This window comes from Mycolicibacillus koreensis, from assembly GCF_002104795.1.
GTDB classification, from domain to species: domain Bacteria; phylum Actinomycetota; class Actinomycetes; order Mycobacteriales; family Mycobacteriaceae; genus Mycobacterium; species Mycobacterium koreense.
In genome coordinates this window covers 16,915-34,277 of sequence record NZ_NCXO01000019.1, presented here as the reverse complement: position 1 = coordinate 34,277, position 17,363 = coordinate 16,915, and the positions used below count along the sequence as shown (strand labels likewise).

The window sequence follows — 17,363 nt, the reverse complement described above, 5'->3', positions numbered from 1 at the left end:
AGGCGGTCGCGGCAGGCCGGTTTGGCGATCGGGCGCAGTGGGTTGCGGCCACGCCGTCATTGCGGGCGGTCGCCTCCATCGAGCGGCCCGCCCGCCGCTGCGGTGAACTGCCAGTTGTCCGGGTTGCGCTGCGAGTACACCACCGGGCGCAGCTCGCCCATCTTCGGCCAGTCCACGACGTCGACCGCGGTGCGTCGATACACCGAGTACTCACTGACCGTGGGCCCGTTGATCACCCCGGCGATGGTGACGTACTGCTCACCGGTGACGTCATCCGGGCGCGGGCTCACCCCGGTGATCAACAGCGTGCCCTCCTGGGCGTCGGAGGGCCGGCGCCACTTTTTGAGCAGTGGGGCGGCCAGCACCGCGATGGTGGCGATGATCAGCAGCAGCACCCAGAAGTCCCACACGCCGCCCATCCTAAGAGGTCCTCTGCGCAGCCGCCGGGACGTTCGTGGTAAGACTGCAGCCACGACCTGCGGCGACCACCCGAAGCCAGCGTCCGATGCGGGTCACGGCACCACAGTGAGGAGCGGCACCGGTGAGTCCCACCCTGGACGCGGACGTGGCGCTGGCGTTGACGCTGGCCGACGGTGCCGACGCGCTGACCGTGGATCGCTTCGGCGCCCAGGATCTGCGGGTCGACACCAAACCCGATCTGACTCCGGTCACCGACGCCGACCGGGCGGTGGAGACTGCGCTGCGCGAGGCGTTGGCCCGCCACCGGCCCGACGACGCCGTGCTCGGTGAGGAGTTCGGCGGGCGGGCCCGCCTGACCGGGCGCCAATGGGTCATCGACCCGATCGACGGCACCAAGAACTTCGTGCGCGGCGTGCCGGTGTGGGCCAGCCTGATCGCCCTGCTCGATGACGGGGTGCCGGTCGTCGGGGTGGTCAGCGCCCCCGCGCTGGGGCGCCGGTGGTGGGCCGGACGCGGACTGGGCGCATTCACCGCCGTCGACGCGGGGCCACCGCGGCGTCTGGCGGTCTCGGCTATCGCCGAGTTGTCGGCGGCCAGCCTGGCGTTCTCCAGCCTCTCCGGCTGGGCCGACCGCGGAATCCGGGACCGGTTCGTCGCGTTGACCGACGCGGTGTGGCGGGTGCGCGGCTACGGCGACTTCTGGTCCTACTGCCTGCTGGCCGAGGGCGCGGTCGACATCGCCGCCGAGCCGGAGGTGTCGCTGTGGGACCTGGCCGCCCTCGACATCCTGGTCCGCGAAGCCGGCGGCACGTTCACCGATCTTGCCGGTGAGCCCGGTCCGCACGGCGGCAGCGCGGTCGCGACCAACGGGCTGCTGCACGAACGGGTGCTGGACCAGCTCAGACCGTTGCGTCCCGAATCGGGCACCGCCCCGAATTAGCGTGATCCACGAGTACCGACTCGGGTTATTCTTGGCCGGTGAACGTCGGGGATATGGCTGCCAGCGCCCCGTTGTTGGTCGGGGGCGGCGCGGCATGTGGGCATGCGGCCGGGGCCGCGCAGATGGGCGCCGAACGGCTCGGTGGCCTCAGCGCCGCGACGACGGTCTTCGGTGATTTCGCCGAGGCGCGACAATTTCACGGTGCCGTCACCGCCGCCCGCGACGACCACCACAACCGGTTGGCTGAACACCAGCGGGCGTTGACCGCCTACGTGGCCCGGGCCAACGAGACCGCCCAGGTGTTCACCGGCACCGATCGGCGCAACGCCGCAGCGATCACCGACACGACCGCTGGGCTGGCCTGACCTGGTGGAACCACCCGTTCTGGTCAACCTCGACATCGCGCAACTGTGCGCCCAGGCCGGCGGGGATCCCTGGAAGCTCAACGACGAGGTGCAGGCCGGCGACCCCGCCGAGATCAACAACCTCGCCGACGCCTTCCACAACAGTCTGGCCTGCATCGAGGAGACCGACGCCAACTGGGTCCAAGCCAAACAGCGATTCCAGCAGGCCTACCAGCACGACGGTGGCAGCCGCCATCCGATCAACGAATCCGCCGAAGTCATCGCCACCACCGAACAACTCCACCTGCAACGCGGCCAGGTCGAACAGATCGCCGTCGGGTTGGAGACCATCGCCACCGCACTGGCCACCGCACAAACCGATAGCGAGGCCGCGCTGGCCTGGCCGAATGTCGCACTGCACTTTCTCGACGAAGCCATCTCCGCCGCCGAAGCCGACGGCCAAGACACCACCGCCTACTACAACTCCGCGGTCACCGTGGTGCGCGAAGCGCTCGACGAAATCACCGGCATCCGCGCCACCTACACCACCGTTTTGAGCACCCAGGAAGCGGTCATGACAGCCTCCACCGGCTATCACCCCCAGGTCATCGATGACTTCGACGGCGCCGCCGACGACGACCCCACCCCCGCAGCCCAACGCTACGACCAGACCCACCGCGACGCCGATCAGGCCCTCGTCGATCACGCCCAACAAACCGGCGAATGGACCGACGACGCCCGCGCCGCCGCCGCCCGACTCCGCGACAGCGCCACCGTCGCCGACCCCGACGCCCCCGCCGAGGCCCGCAGACTCGCCGGCGAACGCCTCGATGACTACAACAACGCCACCTTCATCGGACCGCTACCCCAAGACACCGTGCTGGGTGGCGATGCTCGGAGCACCGCACGAACGCGTCTCGCTTTGCAACGCCAACTCGAGGCGGGCGAGTTCGCTCCGGGTTACAAGGCCATGACCGCCGACGAAGCCACAAAACTCCTCGACCAGGTGGAGGCCAAGGCCCGGGTCAACGCGCTGCGAGGCCTGCAGCTGCAACTCCAGCAAGCCGGCATGACCCCCGAAGGCGCCGCCAAAGTTGTCGATGGCATTGCACAGGGGACCGTGCCGCAGGAATACGTCGACGCGGCGTCTGCGGCAGGAAGTGCCTTCGGCGCCGGTGAGGATGCCATCAAGAAATTCTCCGAACTAGTCCCCACCGGCCGGCACTGGGGCCCTGGCACCGCATTCTCGGCAGACGACATCAAAGCGTTGGGAAGACTCGGCGGGCGGGTCGGGTTCGTTGGGAATGTCATCGACCTCGGTAACGCCGTTTATGACTTGACCCACGGGGTCTCACCGGCCGAGGTCGCCGCGAAGACCGGCGGTGGAATGTTGGGAGCGTGGAGCTACGGCACCCTCGGCATGACGGCCGGAGGATTCATCGCCGGCCCACCAGGGGCGTTCATCGGCGCACTGTTGCTCGGGACTTACGGCTCGATCAAAGGTCAAGAGGCCGGGGAGAAGGCACTCCATTGGGTGACGGAGTAATGCATCTGGGGTTCATTGTCCCCGCACTCATCGGAATTCTTTTAGCCGCCGTACACCCCGGCCGTACTCGACGCACCAGACGGCGCATTTATTGGCTCGGCTCGCTGTTGGCGACCGTCTCCGGATTCTTCATCGCCTATCCAACGGACTGGAAATCAGGATCCGTCATCGCCTTGCTCGTCGCTGGGACCATGCTGGGGCGGGCCTACTTCTACACGCCTTTCATCAAAATCAATGGGAAAGTCTATGCGCTTCGTGTGATCGACGACCCCTCGGACGAGGGCGTCGAATCGACGAGTGGGAGTACGGAAACCCTTGCCCAGGAAGTGGCACCCAACGCCTACGCCGGGCTCATCGCAGCCGGGAAAACATGGTGGCTCCTGGTCGTGGTGACCGTGATCAGTGTGGTTTCACTCTACCCGCGTATCACGCCGCTCAATGCGATCACCGTAGGCGTACTCGCCATTATCGCATTCGTGTTCGGATACCACGACGGAAGTTGGGGCCAGTCGATCGCCCGGGCTCAATGGATACAATTCGGTGTCGTCACGATCATCACCGTGGGCATATTTCCTTTTTTCTACCTCTGCGCACACCGCCTGGGCCGGCGCTGGCCACTACGACTGGAGCGGGCGTGGGGAAATCCGGCACCGCCCCCACATCGAGAACACCACAACACGGAATAAGAACCCGTCCCAACAACTGATGGAATAGCGGTCCGCTCCGCGGCGTGGGCGAACCGAACCACTGTCCCCGCGCGCCATGCGCTCACTGTGAGGTGCGTTACAAACCTCGTACCTTACTCCGGAGTAAGATACGGTTTAGCGCACCATCCCCTTCCAGTTCGTTACGTGAGGCTGTCGATGACCAACACCGCACCGCAGACCACCGGCTCCCGCCAGCGCCGCCGTAAGGCCGGCCACGAGAGCGCGGTGGGAATGCAGAAGCACAAGCGCACCGCCACCGATATCGGCCTGGCGCTGATCACCCCGATCGTCGGGCAGGAGTTCCTCGATAAGTACAAGCTGCGCGACCCGCTCAACCGGACGCTGCGCTACGGCATCAAACAGTCCTTCTCGGTCGCCGGGGCCACCAGCCGCCAGTTCAAACGGGTCCAGGGCTTCACCGGCGGCCCGACGCGGCTCAAGACCGGCAGCGGCCGCGACTACTTCGATCTCACCCCCGACGAGGACCAGCAGCTCATCCTCGACACCGTCAACGAGTTCGCCGAAGAGGTGCTGCGTCCGGCCGCCCTCGACGCCGACGAGGCGGCCACCTACCCGCCGGAGCTGATCGGCAAGGCGGCCGAACTCGGCATCACCGCGGTCAGCATCCCGGAGAACTTCGACGGCATCGCCGAGCAGCGCTCGAGTGTCACCAACGTGCTGGTGGCCGAGGCACTGGCCTACGGCGACATGGGCCTGGCGCTGCCGATCCTGGCCCCCGGCGGGGTGGCCGCCGCGCTGACCCACTGGGGCAGCGCCGACCAGCAGGGCACCTACCTCGGCGAGTTCGCCGGGGAGAACGTGCCGCAGGCGTGCGTGGCGATCGCCGAACCGCAGCCGCTGTTCGATCCGACCAACCTGAAGACCACCGCCACCCGCACACCCAGCGGTTACCGCCTCGACGGGGTGAAGTCACTGGTCCCGGCGGCGACCGAAGCGGAGCTGTTCATCGTCGGCGCCCAGCTCAACGGCAAGCCGGCCCTGTTCCTCGTCGAGTCGTCGAGCGAGGGCGTGTCGGTCAAGGCCGACCCGTCGATGGGGTTGCGCGCCGCCGCCCTCGGTCAGCTCGAACTCAACGGGGTGCGGGTGCCGCTGTCGGCCCGACTCGGCGAGGAGGAGGCCACCGACGAGGACTTCTCCGAGGCGCTCGCGCTGTCCCGGCTGGGCTGGGCGGCACTGGCGGTGGGCACCAGCCACGCCGTGCTCGACTACGTGGTCCCCTACGTCAAGGAGCGTGAGGCCTTCGGTGAGCCGATCGCCAACCGGCAGGCGGTGGCGTTCATGTGCGCCAACATCGCCATCGAGCTCGACGGTCTGCGGTTGATCACCTGGCGCGGCGCGTCGCGCGCCGACGCGGGGCTGTCGTTCGCCCGCGAGGCCGCGCTGGCCAAACGACTCGGCACCGACAAGGGCATGCAGATCGGCCTCGACGGCGTGCAGCTGCTCGGCGGGCACGGCTACATCAAGGAACACCCGGTGGAGCGGTGGTACCGCGACCTGCGTGCCATCGGTGTCGCCGAAGGCGTGGTGTTGATCTGAATGCCGGTCAAGCCCTGATCCGTATCCCCGTACCTGCTGTATCGAGCTGAAAGAACTGTCATGGCAATCAATTTGGAAATGCCCCGCAAGCTGCAGAGCGTCATCGAGAAGGCGCACCAGGGCGCAGCGGAGATGTTGCGTCCGATCTCCCGCAAATACGACCTCGCCGAACACGCCTACCCGGTCGAGCTGGACACCCTCGCTGACCTGTTCGAGGGGGTGTCGGAGGCCGGCGCGTTCGCGATGGCCGGCGCCGAGGCCTTCCGCGACACCGAGGACACCGGCAAAAACCGCAACGGTGCGAACATGTCCGCGCTGGTCAACGCCCTGGAGATCAGTTGGGGCGACGTCGGCCTGCTGCTCTCGGTGCCCTACCAGGGGCTGGGCAACGCGGCGATCTCCGGGGTCGCCACCGACGAGCAACTCGAGCGCCTCGGCAAGGTCTGGGCGGCGATGGCCATCACCGAGCCCGGCTTCGGCTCGGATTCGGCGGCGGTGACCACCACCGCCACCCTCGACGGCGACGAATACGTCATCAACGGCGAGAAGATCTTCGTCACCGCCGGCTCGCGCGCCAGCCACATCGTGGTGTGGGCGTCGCTGGACCGCTCCAAGGGCCGCGCCGCCATCAAGTCGTTCATCGTGCCGCGCGAGCACCCCGGTGTCACGGTGGAGCGACTGGAGAAGAAGCTCGGCATCAAGGCCTCCGACACCGCGGTGATCCGGTTCGACAACGCCCGCATCCCCAAGGACAACCTGCTGGGCAGCCCTGAGATCAACACCGAGAAGAGCTTCTCCGGGGTGATGGAGACCTTCGACAACACCCGCCCGATCGTCGCGGCGATGGCCGTCGGGGTCGGCCGCGCGGCTCTGGAGGAGCTGCGCACCCTGCTCACCGAGGCCGGTGTGGAGATCAGCTACGACAAGCCGTCGCACGCGCAGAGCGCCCCGGCGGCGGAATTCTTGCGGATGGAGGCCGACTGGGAGGCCGGCTACCTGCTGACCTTGCGCTCGGCGTGGCAGGCCGACAACAACATCCCCAACTCCAAAGAGGCGTCGATGGGCAAGGCCAAGGCCGCTCGGGTGGGCACCGACATCACCCTCAAAGCGGTCGAGATGGCCGGGACCAGCGGGTACTCCGAACAGCTGTTGTTGGAGAAGTGGGCGCGCGACTCCAAGATCCTCGACATCTTCGAGGGCACCCAGCAGATTCAGCAACTGGTGGTGGCGCGTCGGCTGCTGGAACTATCCTCGGCTGAACTGAAGTAGCAACGACAGCGAGGCCCCCATGCTCGACCCAGCCGTCCAGCACCGGATCGACCAGGCGCTCGACGAGCTGGGCGCTGGGGAACGCGCCTGGGCCGCCCAGTCGCTGAGCGGGCGGCGTGACCTGCTTGATCAGGTGCGCCGACGCACCGTTGAGCACGGAGCCGCGTGGATCGAGGCGGCCGGCGCCATCAAAGGCCTGGCGGCGGACTCACCGCTGGTCGGCGAGGAGTGGCTTTCCGGGCCGTATGCGCTGGCCGCCGCCGCCGGCGCCTACGCCGAGAGCCTTGCCAAGCTCGCCGACGGCAAAAGCCCCCTCGACGGTGTCGATATCACCACCACACCGGGCGGCCAGACGGCCGTCACGGTGCTGCCGGCCAGTGTCTTCGATCACCTGCTGCTCTCGGGGTTCTCCGCGCAGGTCTGGCTACAGCCGGGCGTCGACCGTGACCGGGCGGTCGCAGCGGCCGGACTTGCCCAGCGCGACCCGGGCCGCACGCAGGGCATCGGAGTGGTGCTCGGCGCGGGCAACATCTTCTCGATCGCGCCGCTGGACACCCTCTATGAGCTCATCGCCCACAACCGGGTGGTCGCACTCAAACTCAACCCGATCACCGATCCGTTGCGTCCCGTGCTCACCGACGTGCTCGCGCCACTGATCGACCTCGGGGCGGTGCGCATCCTCACCGGCGGCGCCGACGTCGGCGACTATCTGGTGCGCCACCCGTCGGTGAGCCACGTCCACATGACCGGCAGCGCCGCCACCCACGACGCGATCGTCTTCGGCACCGGCGCCGACGGCGCCGAGCGCAAGGCCGCCAACCGGCCCCAGCTGACCACACCGATGACCAGCGAGCTGGGCGGGGTGTCGCCGACGATCGTGCTGCCCGGGCAGTGGAGTGACGCCGACATCGATTTCCAGGCCCAGCACGTGGTCACCCAGCGGCTGCACAACAACGGCTACAACTGTGTTGCCGCGCAGGCGATCGTGGTTTCGGCACGCTGGCCCCAGCGTGAGCAGTTCCTCACGGCGGTGCGCCGCCTGCTCGACGCCGCCCCCGGCCGGCCGGCCTACTATCCCGGTTCCGACGACCGGGTCGCGAGTGCCCAGCACCACTACCCCACCAGCGTCCGACTGGGCCCCGACAGCGGTCGCGTCCTGATCACCGACCCCGCCGACCGGGACGCACTGTTGCAGACCGAGTATTTCGCCCCTGTGCTCGGCGTTATCGAACTCGACAGCGACGGTGAGCAATTCGCCATCGAGGCGGCCCGACTGGCAAACACCGATTTCGTCGGGACCCTGGGGGTGAACATCATCGCCCACCCGCACACCATCGGCGAACTCGGCACCGCATTCGACACACTGGTGGAAAGCCTGCACTACGGGACCGTGGCGATCAACGCCTGGACCGGCGTGGGATATCTGACCCCACACGCGACATGGGGGGCGTTCCCCGGGCACACCCCCGACGACGTGCAGAGCGGAATCGGTGTGGTACACAACGGTTTTCTCATCGCCGACCCTCAACGCACCGTGGTACACGGGCCGTTCCGGCCCTCTCCCCGCTCACTGTTGGCCGGCGAGATGTCGCTGTCCCCCAAGCCGCCGTGGTTCGTGACCAACCGCACCGCGGCGACCACGGGGCGCTTGCTCACCGAGTTCGCCGGAGACCCCGGCTGGTTGAAGTTGCCGGGCATCTTCGCTTCCGCCCTGCGCGGCTGATCCCACCCCTGCGCGGCCGCGCCGACTATCGCTAACCCGCACCGCAGTGCGGCCGTCGCCGGGGCTTGTGCCCGATCAAAACAAAAAGTAATGTCACTTTCAGTTCCGTTGCTTCACCGACCCGGGAGATCCCATGGAATCCTTCGTCCACCTGCGTAAAGGCACCACACCCCGGCGCCTGCACGCCGACCTCGACGGGCTCAAAGACGACGAACTGGGCCGTGGCGGCTTCGTCGGGCGCACCGCCAACCTGTACCGCCGCCACGACCCCACCGCCTACCGCGCGGAGGGCCCCCTTCGCCCGGTCGATGTCCTCACCGACCAGCTCAGCCCCACCGATGCCGACGACCCGGCCGGTGGACCGCTGCTGCTGTTCCACAACGACGACTGTCGGATATCGCTGTCGCGGCGCACCGCGACGATGCCGTTTTTCATCCGCTACGTCGACGGTGACCTGCTGTGCTTCGTCCACGCCGGTGCCGGGGTGCTGCAGACCGAGTTCGGTCTACTGCCCTATCGCACCGGCGACTGGGTCTACCTGCCGAAGGCCACCACCTGGCGCCAGGTGCCCGAATCCGCGACAACACTGCTGATGATCCAGGCCACCGACGAATTCCGGGTTCCCCCCGCCGGGCCGCTGGGCCGGCATTTCCCGTTCGATCCGTCCCAGGTGTCGATCCCCGAACCGGCCCCGTTCGACGACGAGCCGATCGCACCGGACCGCGACGACTATCCGGTCCGACTGATCCACGAGGGCGGGCCGACCACGCTGTACTACCAGCACCACCCGCTGGATGTCGAAGGCTGGCGCGGCGACAATTTCGCGTTCACCTTCAACATCGCCGACTACAACGTGATCACCTCCGACTCGGTGCACCTGCCGCCGACGGTTCACCTGTTCATGCAGGCCACCGGCGTGTACGTGATGAACTTCCTCCCGAAACGCGCCGAGAACGTGCCCGGCACCGAACGCACCCCGTGGTATCACCGCAACGTCGACTACGACGAGATCGCGTTCTTCCACGGCGGATCGCTCAACGGAATCCCGATGCCGCCCGGCCTGATCAGTCACGCCCCGCAAGGGGTCCACCACGGTGCACCCGAAGCCGCCCGCGAGCGTTCCCGCCGCAAGTTCGACGAGTACGACCACATCGACTGGCAGGTGATCGCCGTCGACGCCCGCCGACGCCTCACCCCCTCCCCCGACATCCTCACCAACGACCTGGGACAGCACGCATGAGCACACCGGTAAAACACGACTACGACCGCATCCCGTATCTGGTCGCCTACCAGAACACCTCCGGGGTACGCGACGTCTACGGCGGTATCGCCGAGTTGGTGGTCCTGGAGAGCTATCTACTCAAACCCAAGGACAACCCCAGCGACACCGTCTTGATGTTCATGCACCCGATCGGCGGCGGGGCGTATCTGCCCATGATGAATGGTTTGGCCCGCGCAGGGCACCATGTCATCTACTGCAACAGTCGATTTCGTGGCACGGACTCGGCCCTGCAGATGGAGAAGGTCGTCCAAGACCTCGGTGAGGCCATCAAGGACGCCAAGAACCGGCTCGGCTACACCAAGGTGGTGCTCGCGGGTTGGAGCGGCGGTGGGTCGCTGTCGATGTTCTACCAGCAGCAGGCTCACAACCCGACAGTGACCGCCAGCCCCTCAGGCGACGGTCCGGATCTGACCCAATTGGGTCTGATCCCCGCCGACGGCATCATGCTGCTGGCCGCCCACATCAGCCGCCACGGCACCCTCACTGAATGGCTCGACGCCTCCATCCTCGACGAAACCGATCCGACCAAACGCGACCCGGAACTGGACCTGTACAACCCGGACAACCCCAACCAGCCGCCGTACAGCGAAGAGTTCCTCACCCGCTACCGAGCGGCCCAAATCGCCCGTAACCGACGCATCACCGCGTGGGTGAAAGACAAACTCGCCGAGCTGGACTCGGCAGGCCGCGGCGACGAGGAGTTCGGTTTCGTCGTGCACGGAACCATGGCCGACCCCCGCTGGCTCGACCCGTCCGTCGACCCCAACGAACGCAAGCCGGGAACCTGCTATCTCGGCGACCCACGGGTGGTCAACATGAGCCCGATCGGGCTGGGCCGGTTCTGTTCACTGCGCAGCTGGCTGTCCCAGTGGAGCTACGACGATGCCAACGGCGACGGCATCGAATGCGGCAAGGACATCGAGGTGCCGGCCCTGGTCATCGGCAACCTCGCCGACGACGCATGCACCCCCAGCCACACCCGCCGGCTCTACGAGGGGATCGCTCACCCCGACAAGGAGATCCACGAGATCCCGGGGGCCAACCACTACTACGCCGGTCCCGACCAACGCGACACGCTGCGCCAGGCAGTGGGCACCGTCACCGACTGGCTCGACCGCCACGGGTTCACCGGCACCGACGGGCAGGGCTCGACGTGAGTGCCGCCGGCGCCCTCGACGGGATCCGAGTACTCGAACTGGGCACGTTGATCTCCGGGCCGTTCGCCGGCCGGCTGCTCGGCGACATGGGCGCCGAGGTGATCAAGATCGAATTGCCGGGCAAACCGGATCCCCTGCGCACCTGGGGCCAAGCCGAACTCGACGGTCACCACTTCTTCTGGACCGTGCACGCACGCAACAAGAAGGCCGCCACCCTGGATCTGCGCCACCCGCGCGGCCGTGAGCTGTTTTTGCAGCTCGTCGCAGAATCCGACGTGATCGTGGAGAACTTCCGCCCCGGCACCCTGGAGCGCTGGGACCTCGGCTACGACGTGCTGCGCGAACACAACCGCGGCATCGTCGTGGTGCGGGTCTCCGGCTACGGGCAGACCGGGCCCGACGCCGGGAAAGCCGGCTACGCCTCGGTCGCCGAAGCAGCCAGCGGACTGCGCCACATGAACGGTTTCCCCGGCGGCCCGCCGCCGCGGTTGGCGCTCTCACTCGGTGACAGCCTCGCAGGCATGTTCGCCGCTCAAGGCGCCCTGGCGGCACTGTACCGGCGCACCGTCACCGGAGAGGGCCAGGTGGTCGATGTCGCCTTGACCGAATCCTGTTTGGCGATCCAAGAATCCACCATCCCCGACTACGACGTGGGCGGGGTCGTCCGCGGACCGTCGGGGACCCGTTTGGAGGGCATCGCGCCGTCGAACATCTACCGCTCCGCCGACGGGAGTTGGGTGGTGATCGCCGCCAATCAGGACAGTGTGTTCGTTCGGCTCTGCGCCGCCATGAGCCAACCGGAACTCGCCGATGATCCCCGATTCGTCGACCACGGTGCCCGCGGGCGCCACCAAGACGAGCTCGACGAGATCATCGGCGCCTGGGCCGCCGAACGCGCCCCGGCCGACATCATCGCCACGCTCAGCGACGCCGGAGTGATCGCCGGGCCGATCAACACCGTCGCCGAGGTCGTCGCCGACCCGCAACTTCAGGACCGCGGCATGATCGCCGACCACTTCGATGAGCGCATCGGGCGTAACGTGAAGGGCCCCGGGATCATGCCGCTGCTCTCCGAATCCCCGGGTGCGATCCACCGCGCCGGATCCGCCCGGCCGGGCCAGGACAACACCGAGGTGTTCACCGGCCTTCTGGGTGTGACCGCCGAGGAGCTGGAATCGCTACGCACCGAGGGAGTGCTATGACCACGCCAGCGACCACGCCAGCGACCACGCCGGCGACCACCCCGGCGACGACTCTGCCCGGCCACGTCACGATCCGTGAGGTCTCCCTGCGTGACGGCCTGCAGAACGAGAAGCCGGTCAGCCTGCAGGCCAAACTGGACCTGCTGGCGGCGATCGCGGCCACCGGGGTGACCGAAGTGGAGGCCACCGCGTTCGTCTCCCCGTCGAAGGTCCCCGCGATGGCTGACGCCCCGCAGATGGCTGAGGCGCTCTCCGGCTTCCCCGACATCGCGTTCTCCGCGCTGGTCGCCAGCCCCAACGGGGCGCGTCGGGCCATCGCCGCAGGACTGACCGACGTGCAGTTCGTGGTGGCGGCCACCGACGAGTTCAGCCGCGCGAACGTGGGGCGCTCCAGCGACGAGGCGGTCGCCCAGATCGCCGAGATCACCGCGATCGCCCACGACGCCGACACCACCGTCGAGGTGATCATCGCGACCTCCTGGGACTGCCCGTTCGAGGGCCCCACCCCCACCGGCCGTGTGGTCGACATCGCCGCGGCGGCCCGTGACGCCGGTGCCGACCGACTGGCAATCGCCGACACCATCGGTACCACCACCCCGCGGCGAGTGACCACCCTGATCGACGCGCTGCGCCCGGTCATCGCCGACCTGCCGCTGGGGGCGCACTTCCACAACACCCGCGGCACCGGTCTGGCCAGTGCCTACGCCGCGGTCGGTGCCGGGGTCACCCGACTGGACGCCTCGATCGGCGGGCTGGGCGGGTGCCCGTTCGCCCCGGGAGCCACCGGCAACATCGCCACCGAGGATCTGGCATATCTGCTTCGCGACAGCGGAATCGATACCGGAATCGACCTCGATGCCGCGATTCACGCCGCGGACGTCGCCCGCCAGGTCGTGGGCCACGACCTGCCCAGCTCGCTGCTGCGAGCCGGGGATCGGCTCCGGAAGTAGTCCCGTCGATGCCCGCCCCCACCTTGAGCACCAAGGGCCGCCAGACCCGGTCGGCCCTGGAGCAGGCGGCCCGCAAGCTCTTCGCCGAGCGGGGTTTTCACGGCACCACGCTGGCGGACATCACCTCGGCGGCGGGTCGCTCCCCCGCGGTGTTCTATCGCTATTTCACCGACAAAGAAGATCTCCTGGCCGCGCTCGCCGAGTCGTTTCTACACGACGTCGTCGCGCCTTCCGGCATGACCGTCGCGCTACCGGAATCCCCCGACGACACCGAGTTCTTCACCGCCACCGTCGCCGCCTACTGGAACACCTTCAAAAGTCACATCGGGATCATGATCGCGGTGGCGCAATTGGCGGCCACCCAGCAACGGTTCGCGGCGGTGCAAAACGAGTTCCGCCGATTCGGCATGGAGATCGTGGCCGCCTCGGTGCGCCACGCGCAACAGCAGGGCTACGGCCATGATCTCGACCCCGAACCGACAGCCGCCGCGATCGCCCTGCTGTTCGAGAATTTCACCACCGTCTTCGCCGGCTCATCGAGCCTGGGCGTGACCATCAGCGACAGCGATGCGGTGGCGACACTGGCCACCATTTGGAAGAAGACCCTGTACGGCGGCTGACCCGAGAGGAACCGAGTGCCCGTGGATTTCACCCTGCCCGACCATCTGCCCGCGCTGCTGGACGAGATCGACGCGTTCATCGACGCCGAGATCGCCCCGCTGCAGGCCGACCATATGCAGTATTTCGACCACCGTCGGGAGTTCGCGCGCACCGACCTCGACAACGGAGGTATCCCGGCCCGCGCCTGGGAGGATCTGCTCGACGAGATGCGACGACGCGCGGACCGGGCGGGGTGGTTGCGCTATAGCCTGCCGTCATCGCTGGGTGGACGCGACGGCACCAACCTCGACATGGCCGTCATACGCGAGCATCTGGCGCACAAGGGGTTAGGCCTGCACAACGACCTGCAGGACGAGTCGTCGATCGTGGGCAACTTCCCACAGGTGATCATGATGGAGCGCTTCGGCACCGCCGCGCAGCGCGCCGAGTGGTCCGAGGCGCTGATCACCGGGGAACGCTCGATGGCGTTCGGGCTCAGCGAACCCGACCACGGCTCCGATGCCACCTGGTTGGAGACGACGGCCGTGCGCGACGGTGATAGCTGGGTGATCAACGGCACCAAACGGTGGAACACCGGGGTGCACCGGGCCAGCCACGATCTCGTCTTCGCACGCACCTCGGGCGAGGCCGGATCGGCGACCGGGATCACCGCCTTGTTGGTGCCCACCGACGCCCCCGGCTTCAGCGTGCCGTTCTACTGGTGGACGTTCAACATGCCCAGCGATCACGGCGAGGTCGAGTTGCGCGACGTGACCGTACCTGCCGATGCAGTGCTCGGCGAGGTCGATCGCGGCTTGGAGGTTGCCCAGACTTTCCTGCACGAGAACCGGATCCGGCAGGCCGCGTCCAGCCTCGGGGCCGCGCAGTACTGCATCGACCGAGCCGCCCAGTACGCCCGTGAACGGGTCGTGTTCGGCAAACCACTCGCGCGGAACCAGGCGGTGCAGTGGCCGCTGGCCGAGTTGGCCACCGAGGCCCAGATGGTGCGTCTGTTGGTGTACTACGCGGCCTGGCACCTCGACCGCGACCACCACCTGGAGGTCTCCGACAAGGTGGCGATGGCCAACTACCGGGCCAACCGGCTGGTGTGCAACGCCGCCGACCAGGCGATGCAGACCTTCGGCGGTCTCGGCTACAGCCGGCACGAACCGTTCGAGCACATCTACCGCCACCACCGCCGCTACCGCATCACCGAGGGCACCGAGGAGATTCAGATCCGCCGGGTCGCCCAGCGGTTGTTCGGTTTCGACAAGCGGCGCCGATGAATCCCGACCACCTGCGTGCGGCGCTGCCGACGGTGCTCGCTCCGGCCCTCGGCACGGTCGAGGTGAGCAACCTGCGTGCGCTCTCAGGCGGGGCCAGCCGCAGCACCTGGGCGTTCGATGCGGACGGTCCCGACGGGCAGCGTGCGCTGATCCTGCGCTGCGGCGCCGGTGATGATCTGCACGCCTCGATGGAGTTGGAGGCCGCCGTGCAGACCGCGGCAGGTGCCGCCGGGGCACCGGTCCCGCGGATCCTGGCCGCCGACGACTCCCCGAGCACTCTGGGGGATCCGTATCTGATCTGTGAGGCGGTGCCCGGTGAGACCATCGTGCGCCGGATCTTCCGTCAACTCGACGCCGCACCGCACGGGAACGGCCGCACCGGCCGGCAGCGACTGCTGACCCAGTGCGCCGAGGCGCTCGCGGCGATCCACCGCGCCGACACCGCTGCGCTGGGCACCGAGGCTCCCGATCAGCTCGCACTGTGGCGTGCGGAGTGCGACGCGGTGACCCCCACCGACGAGGCGACCGCACCGTTCGAGTGGGCGTTTCGCTGGCTGGCCGCCCACCGCCCGCCGGACGGCCCCCCGCGGCTGGTGCACGGGGATTTCCGGATGGGCAACCTCATCGTCGACGAGGACCGGTTGACCGCCGTATTGGACTGGGAACTGGTGCATCTGGGGCAACCGATGGACGATCTGGCCTGGTTCTGCATCCGGGCCTGGCGGTTCGGTGCCCCGGTCGAACAGAGTGCGGGCGGTCTCGGCGGCATCGACGAGTTCCTGGGCGCCTACGAGGGCGCCGGCGGGGCCCCGGTGGACCGCACCGCGTTCCACTGGTGGCTGGTGCTGGCCACGCTGCGGTGGGGCATCATCTGCCGCTACCAGGCCCACCGCCACTTGAGTGGGCGTGCCCGCTCGGTCGAGTTGGCGACGATCGGGCGGCGGGTCGCCGAAACCGAATGGGATCTTTTGACCCTGCTTCGAAAGGCACAGCAATGAGCGCGGGACTGTACGGTCGTCCGACCGCCGCCGAACTGGTGGAGGCGGTCATCGAATTCCTGACCACCGAGGTGGCCGCAGCCACCACCGGAGCGGTCGCCTTCCACACCAAGGTTGCCGCCAACGCCCTGCGCATCGTGCAGCGCGAATTGCACGAGGGCGCGACCGGCGCCGACGCCGCCGCCGCGGCGCTTAACGGCCTGGGATTCGACGACGAGGCCGCAGTGGCCGCCGCGGTGCGTGCCGGGGACTTCGACGAGCGCGGCGACGAACTCACCGCAGCCCTGGAAACGCTGGTGCGCCACCGACTGGCGGTGGCCCACCCCGGCTACGCCGGCGACTGAGCCGGCCGTGGCCGGCGAACAGCGGCCACGATCGACCCCGGAGCAGTACCATCGCCCTCGTGCCCCCCTCCGACACCGCGCCGTTGCGCGTCCTGGTCTACAGCGACGACGCACGCACCCGCGCCCAGGTGATGACGGCGCTCGGCACCCGATTGCACCCGGACCTGCCGCCGTTGCAGTTCACCGAGGTGGCCACCGAACCGGTGGTGATCCGCGAGGTCGACGCCGGCGGCATCGACCTGGCCGTCCTCGACGGAGAGGCCGCCCCGGCCGGCGGGATGGGCATCGCCAAGCAGCTCAAAGACGAGGTCGACCCGTGTCCCCCGATCGTGGTGCTCACCGGCCGGGCCGACGACGCGTGGCTGGCGAAATGGTCGCGCGCAGAGCTCGCCATTCCCCACCCGATCGACCCGATCGCGCTGAGTCACGCGGTGTTGGAGTTGCTGCGCGCGCGGTGAACGGCACAGCCGCCACCACGCCGACGATCTACGGCGAAATCGCTCAGTCCGACCACCACCGTGGTTAGGCTGTGGTGGAGTTCACAATCCGATCCCTGGGTGTCCCAGTCCACAAACTCCTAGGCTCGGCCTGAGCTCACCCACGATGCCTGGAGGAGTGCTGCTGCCGGATGACCCTCTACACCCCGATCCTGATTCTTGCGGCGCTCGCCGCGGCGTTCGCGGTGGTGTCTGTGGTCGCGGCACGGTTGGTGGGGCCGTCGCGGTACAACCGCGCGAAACTCGAGGCCTACGAATGCGGTATCGAACCGGTCGACCAGCCGGTGAGCGGGCCGCACGCCGCAGCGGGGCAGCGTTTTCCGATCAAGTACTACCTGACCGCGATGTTGTTCATCGTCTTCGACATCGAGATCGTCTTTCTCTATCCCTGGGCGGTCGCCTACGACCGCTTGGGGGTGTTCGCGTTGGTCGAGATGGCGCTGTTCGTCGCGGTGGTGTTCGCCGCCTACGCCTACGTGTGGCGTCGCGGCGGATTGAGTTGGGACTGAAACCGGGGCCGGGGAAAGAACGAGGAGGACGC

Annotated in this window: 18 protein-coding genes; 17 read left to right on the top strand and 1 reads right to left on the bottom strand. The window is 67.9% G+C overall.

Features of this window, described 5'->3' with window-relative positions; genetic code table 11:
- Positions 1–56: 56 nt before the first annotated feature.
- Positions 57–410: a hypothetical protein gene (locus tag B8W67_RS10200; protein ID WP_069392269.1), complete on the bottom strand. Its 354-nt coding sequence runs from the start codon at positions 408–410 to the stop codon at positions 57–59.
- A 131-nt stretch (positions 411–541) separates the two neighbouring features.
- Here B8W67_RS10200 and hisN point away from each other — a divergent pair, with 131 nt between their 5' ends.
- The 17 genes from hisN (at position 542) to B8W67_RS10115 (ending at position 17,331) form a co-directional block, all read left to right on the top strand.
- Positions 542–1,360 carry a histidinol-phosphatase gene (gene hisN / locus B8W67_RS10195; protein WP_085303853.1) on the top strand — a complete coding sequence of 273 codons (819 nt, stop codon included), beginning with the start codon at positions 542–544 and terminating at the stop codon, positions 1,358–1,360.
- A 38-nt stretch (positions 1,361–1,398) separates the two neighbouring features.
- Complete coding sequence (locus tag B8W67_RS10190) at positions 1,399–1,725, top strand: DUF2563 family protein (protein ID WP_133056091.1); 327 nt, start codon at positions 1,399–1,401, stop codon at positions 1,723–1,725.
- A 4-nt stretch (positions 1,726–1,729) separates the two neighbouring features.
- Complete coding sequence (locus B8W67_RS10185) at positions 1,730–3,250, top strand: putative alpha/beta hydrolase (RefSeq protein ID WP_085303849.1); 1,521 nt, start codon at positions 1,730–1,732, stop codon at positions 3,248–3,250.
- The gene (locus tag B8W67_RS10180) at positions 3,250–3,936 is read left to right on the top strand and encodes a hypothetical protein (protein ID WP_133056090.1); all 687 of its coding nucleotides are present in this window, start codon (positions 3,250–3,252) and stop codon (positions 3,934–3,936) included. Before B8W67_RS10185 ends, B8W67_RS10180 begins: the two co-directional genes overlap by 1 nt.
- A 177-nt stretch (positions 3,937–4,113) precedes the next feature.
- A complete protein-coding gene (locus B8W67_RS10175) occupies positions 4,114–5,514 on the top strand; it encodes an acyl-CoA dehydrogenase family protein (protein ID WP_085303845.1) in 1,401 nt (466 codons plus the stop codon).
- 60 nt (positions 5,515–5,574) lie between these two features.
- A complete protein-coding gene (locus B8W67_RS10170) occupies positions 5,575–6,783 on the top strand; it encodes an acyl-CoA dehydrogenase family protein (protein WP_069393737.1) in 1,209 nt (402 codons plus the stop codon).
- 19 nt (positions 6,784–6,802) lie between these two features.
- A complete protein-coding gene (locus B8W67_RS10165; RefSeq protein WP_085303843.1) occupies positions 6,803–8,506 on the top strand; it encodes an aldehyde dehydrogenase family protein in 1,704 nt (567 codons plus the stop codon).
- Between the two features lie 133 nt (positions 8,507–8,639).
- Positions 8,640–9,746 carry a homogentisate 1,2-dioxygenase gene (locus B8W67_RS10160; protein ID WP_085303841.1) on the top strand — a complete coding sequence of 369 codons (1,107 nt, stop codon included), beginning with the start codon at positions 8,640–8,642 and terminating at the stop codon, positions 9,744–9,746.
- On the top strand, positions 9,743–10,945 hold the full coding sequence (locus tag B8W67_RS10155) for an alpha/beta hydrolase family protein (RefSeq protein WP_085303839.1): 1,203 nt from the start codon (positions 9,743–9,745) through the stop codon (positions 10,943–10,945). Before B8W67_RS10160 ends, B8W67_RS10155 begins: the two co-directional genes overlap by 4 nt.
- Positions 10,942–12,147: a CaiB/BaiF CoA transferase family protein gene (locus tag B8W67_RS10150; RefSeq protein ID WP_069393733.1), complete on the top strand. Its 1,206-nt coding sequence runs from the start codon at positions 10,942–10,944 to the stop codon at positions 12,145–12,147. Before B8W67_RS10155 ends, B8W67_RS10150 begins: the two co-directional genes overlap by 4 nt.
- Positions 12,144–13,097: a hydroxymethylglutaryl-CoA lyase gene (locus B8W67_RS10145; RefSeq protein WP_085303837.1), complete on the top strand. Its 954-nt coding sequence runs from the start codon at positions 12,144–12,146 to the stop codon at positions 13,095–13,097. Before B8W67_RS10150 ends, B8W67_RS10145 begins: the two co-directional genes overlap by 4 nt.
- A gap of 8 nt (positions 13,098–13,105) precedes the next feature.
- Complete coding sequence (locus tag B8W67_RS10140) at positions 13,106–13,717, top strand: TetR/AcrR family transcriptional regulator (protein WP_085303835.1); 612 nt, start codon at positions 13,106–13,108, stop codon at positions 13,715–13,717.
- A 21-nt stretch (positions 13,718–13,738) separates the two neighbouring features.
- The gene (locus B8W67_RS10135; protein ID WP_085303833.1) at positions 13,739–14,983 is read left to right on the top strand and encodes an acyl-CoA dehydrogenase family protein; all 1,245 of its coding nucleotides are present in this window, start codon (positions 13,739–13,741) and stop codon (positions 14,981–14,983) included.
- Entirely contained in the window at positions 14,980–15,981 is a 1,002-nt protein-coding gene (locus B8W67_RS10130) for a phosphotransferase family protein (protein WP_085303831.1), read from the top strand. The genes B8W67_RS10135 and B8W67_RS10130 overlap by 4 nt, the downstream gene beginning before the upstream one ends.
- Positions 15,978–16,325, top strand: coding sequence for a DUF6285 domain-containing protein (locus B8W67_RS10125; RefSeq protein WP_085303829.1), 348 nt, complete (start codon positions 15,978–15,980; stop codon positions 16,323–16,325). The genes B8W67_RS10130 and B8W67_RS10125 overlap by 4 nt, the downstream gene beginning before the upstream one ends.
- Before the next feature lie 59 nt (positions 16,326–16,384).
- Positions 16,385–16,783 (top strand): Rv3143 family two-component system response regulator, encoded by a 399-nt coding sequence (locus B8W67_RS10120; RefSeq protein WP_069393727.1) that lies wholly within the window; start codon positions 16,385–16,387, stop codon positions 16,781–16,783.
- A 170-nt stretch (positions 16,784–16,953) separates the two neighbouring features.
- The gene (locus tag B8W67_RS10115) at positions 16,954–17,331 is read left to right on the top strand and encodes an NADH-quinone oxidoreductase subunit A (RefSeq protein ID WP_069393726.1); all 378 of its coding nucleotides are present in this window, start codon (positions 16,954–16,956) and stop codon (positions 17,329–17,331) included.
- The last annotated feature ends 32 nt before the right edge of the window (positions 17,332–17,363 follow it).

What these genes read in the sequence shown, in the direction of transcription:
- B8W67_RS10155 (WP_085303839.1), top strand. Translation starts at nt 9,743, where the DNA reads ATGAGCACACCGGTAAAACACGACTACGACCGCATCCCGTATCTGGTC.
- B8W67_RS10175 (WP_085303845.1), top strand. Translation starts at nt 4,114, where the DNA reads ATGACCAACACCGCACCGCAGACCACCGGCTCCCGCCAGCGCCGCCGT.
- B8W67_RS10140 (WP_085303835.1), top strand. Translation starts at nt 13,106, where the DNA reads ATGCCCGCCCCCACCTTGAGCACCAAGGGCCGCCAGACCCGGTCGGCC.
- B8W67_RS10165 (WP_085303843.1), top strand. Translation starts at nt 6,803, where the DNA reads ATGCTCGACCCAGCCGTCCAGCACCGGATCGACCAGGCGCTCGACGAG.
- B8W67_RS10160 (WP_085303841.1), top strand. Translation starts at nt 8,640, where the DNA reads ATGGAATCCTTCGTCCACCTGCGTAAAGGCACCACACCCCGGCGCCTG.
- B8W67_RS10170 (WP_069393737.1), top strand. Translation starts at nt 5,575, where the DNA reads ATGGCAATCAATTTGGAAATGCCCCGCAAGCTGCAGAGCGTCATCGAG.
- B8W67_RS10145 (WP_085303837.1), top strand. Translation starts at nt 12,144, where the DNA reads ATGACCACGCCAGCGACCACGCCAGCGACCACGCCGGCGACCACCCCG.
- B8W67_RS10180 (WP_133056090.1), top strand. Translation starts at nt 3,250, where the DNA reads ATGCATCTGGGGTTCATTGTCCCCGCACTCATCGGAATTCTTTTAGCC.
- B8W67_RS10115 (WP_069393726.1), top strand. Translation starts at nt 16,954, where the DNA reads ATGACCCTCTACACCCCGATCCTGATTCTTGCGGCGCTCGCCGCGGCG.
- B8W67_RS10125 (WP_085303829.1), top strand. Translation starts at nt 15,978, where the DNA reads ATGAGCGCGGGACTGTACGGTCGTCCGACCGCCGCCGAACTGGTGGAG.
- B8W67_RS10130 (WP_085303831.1), top strand. Translation starts at nt 14,980, where the DNA reads ATGAATCCCGACCACCTGCGTGCGGCGCTGCCGACGGTGCTCGCTCCG.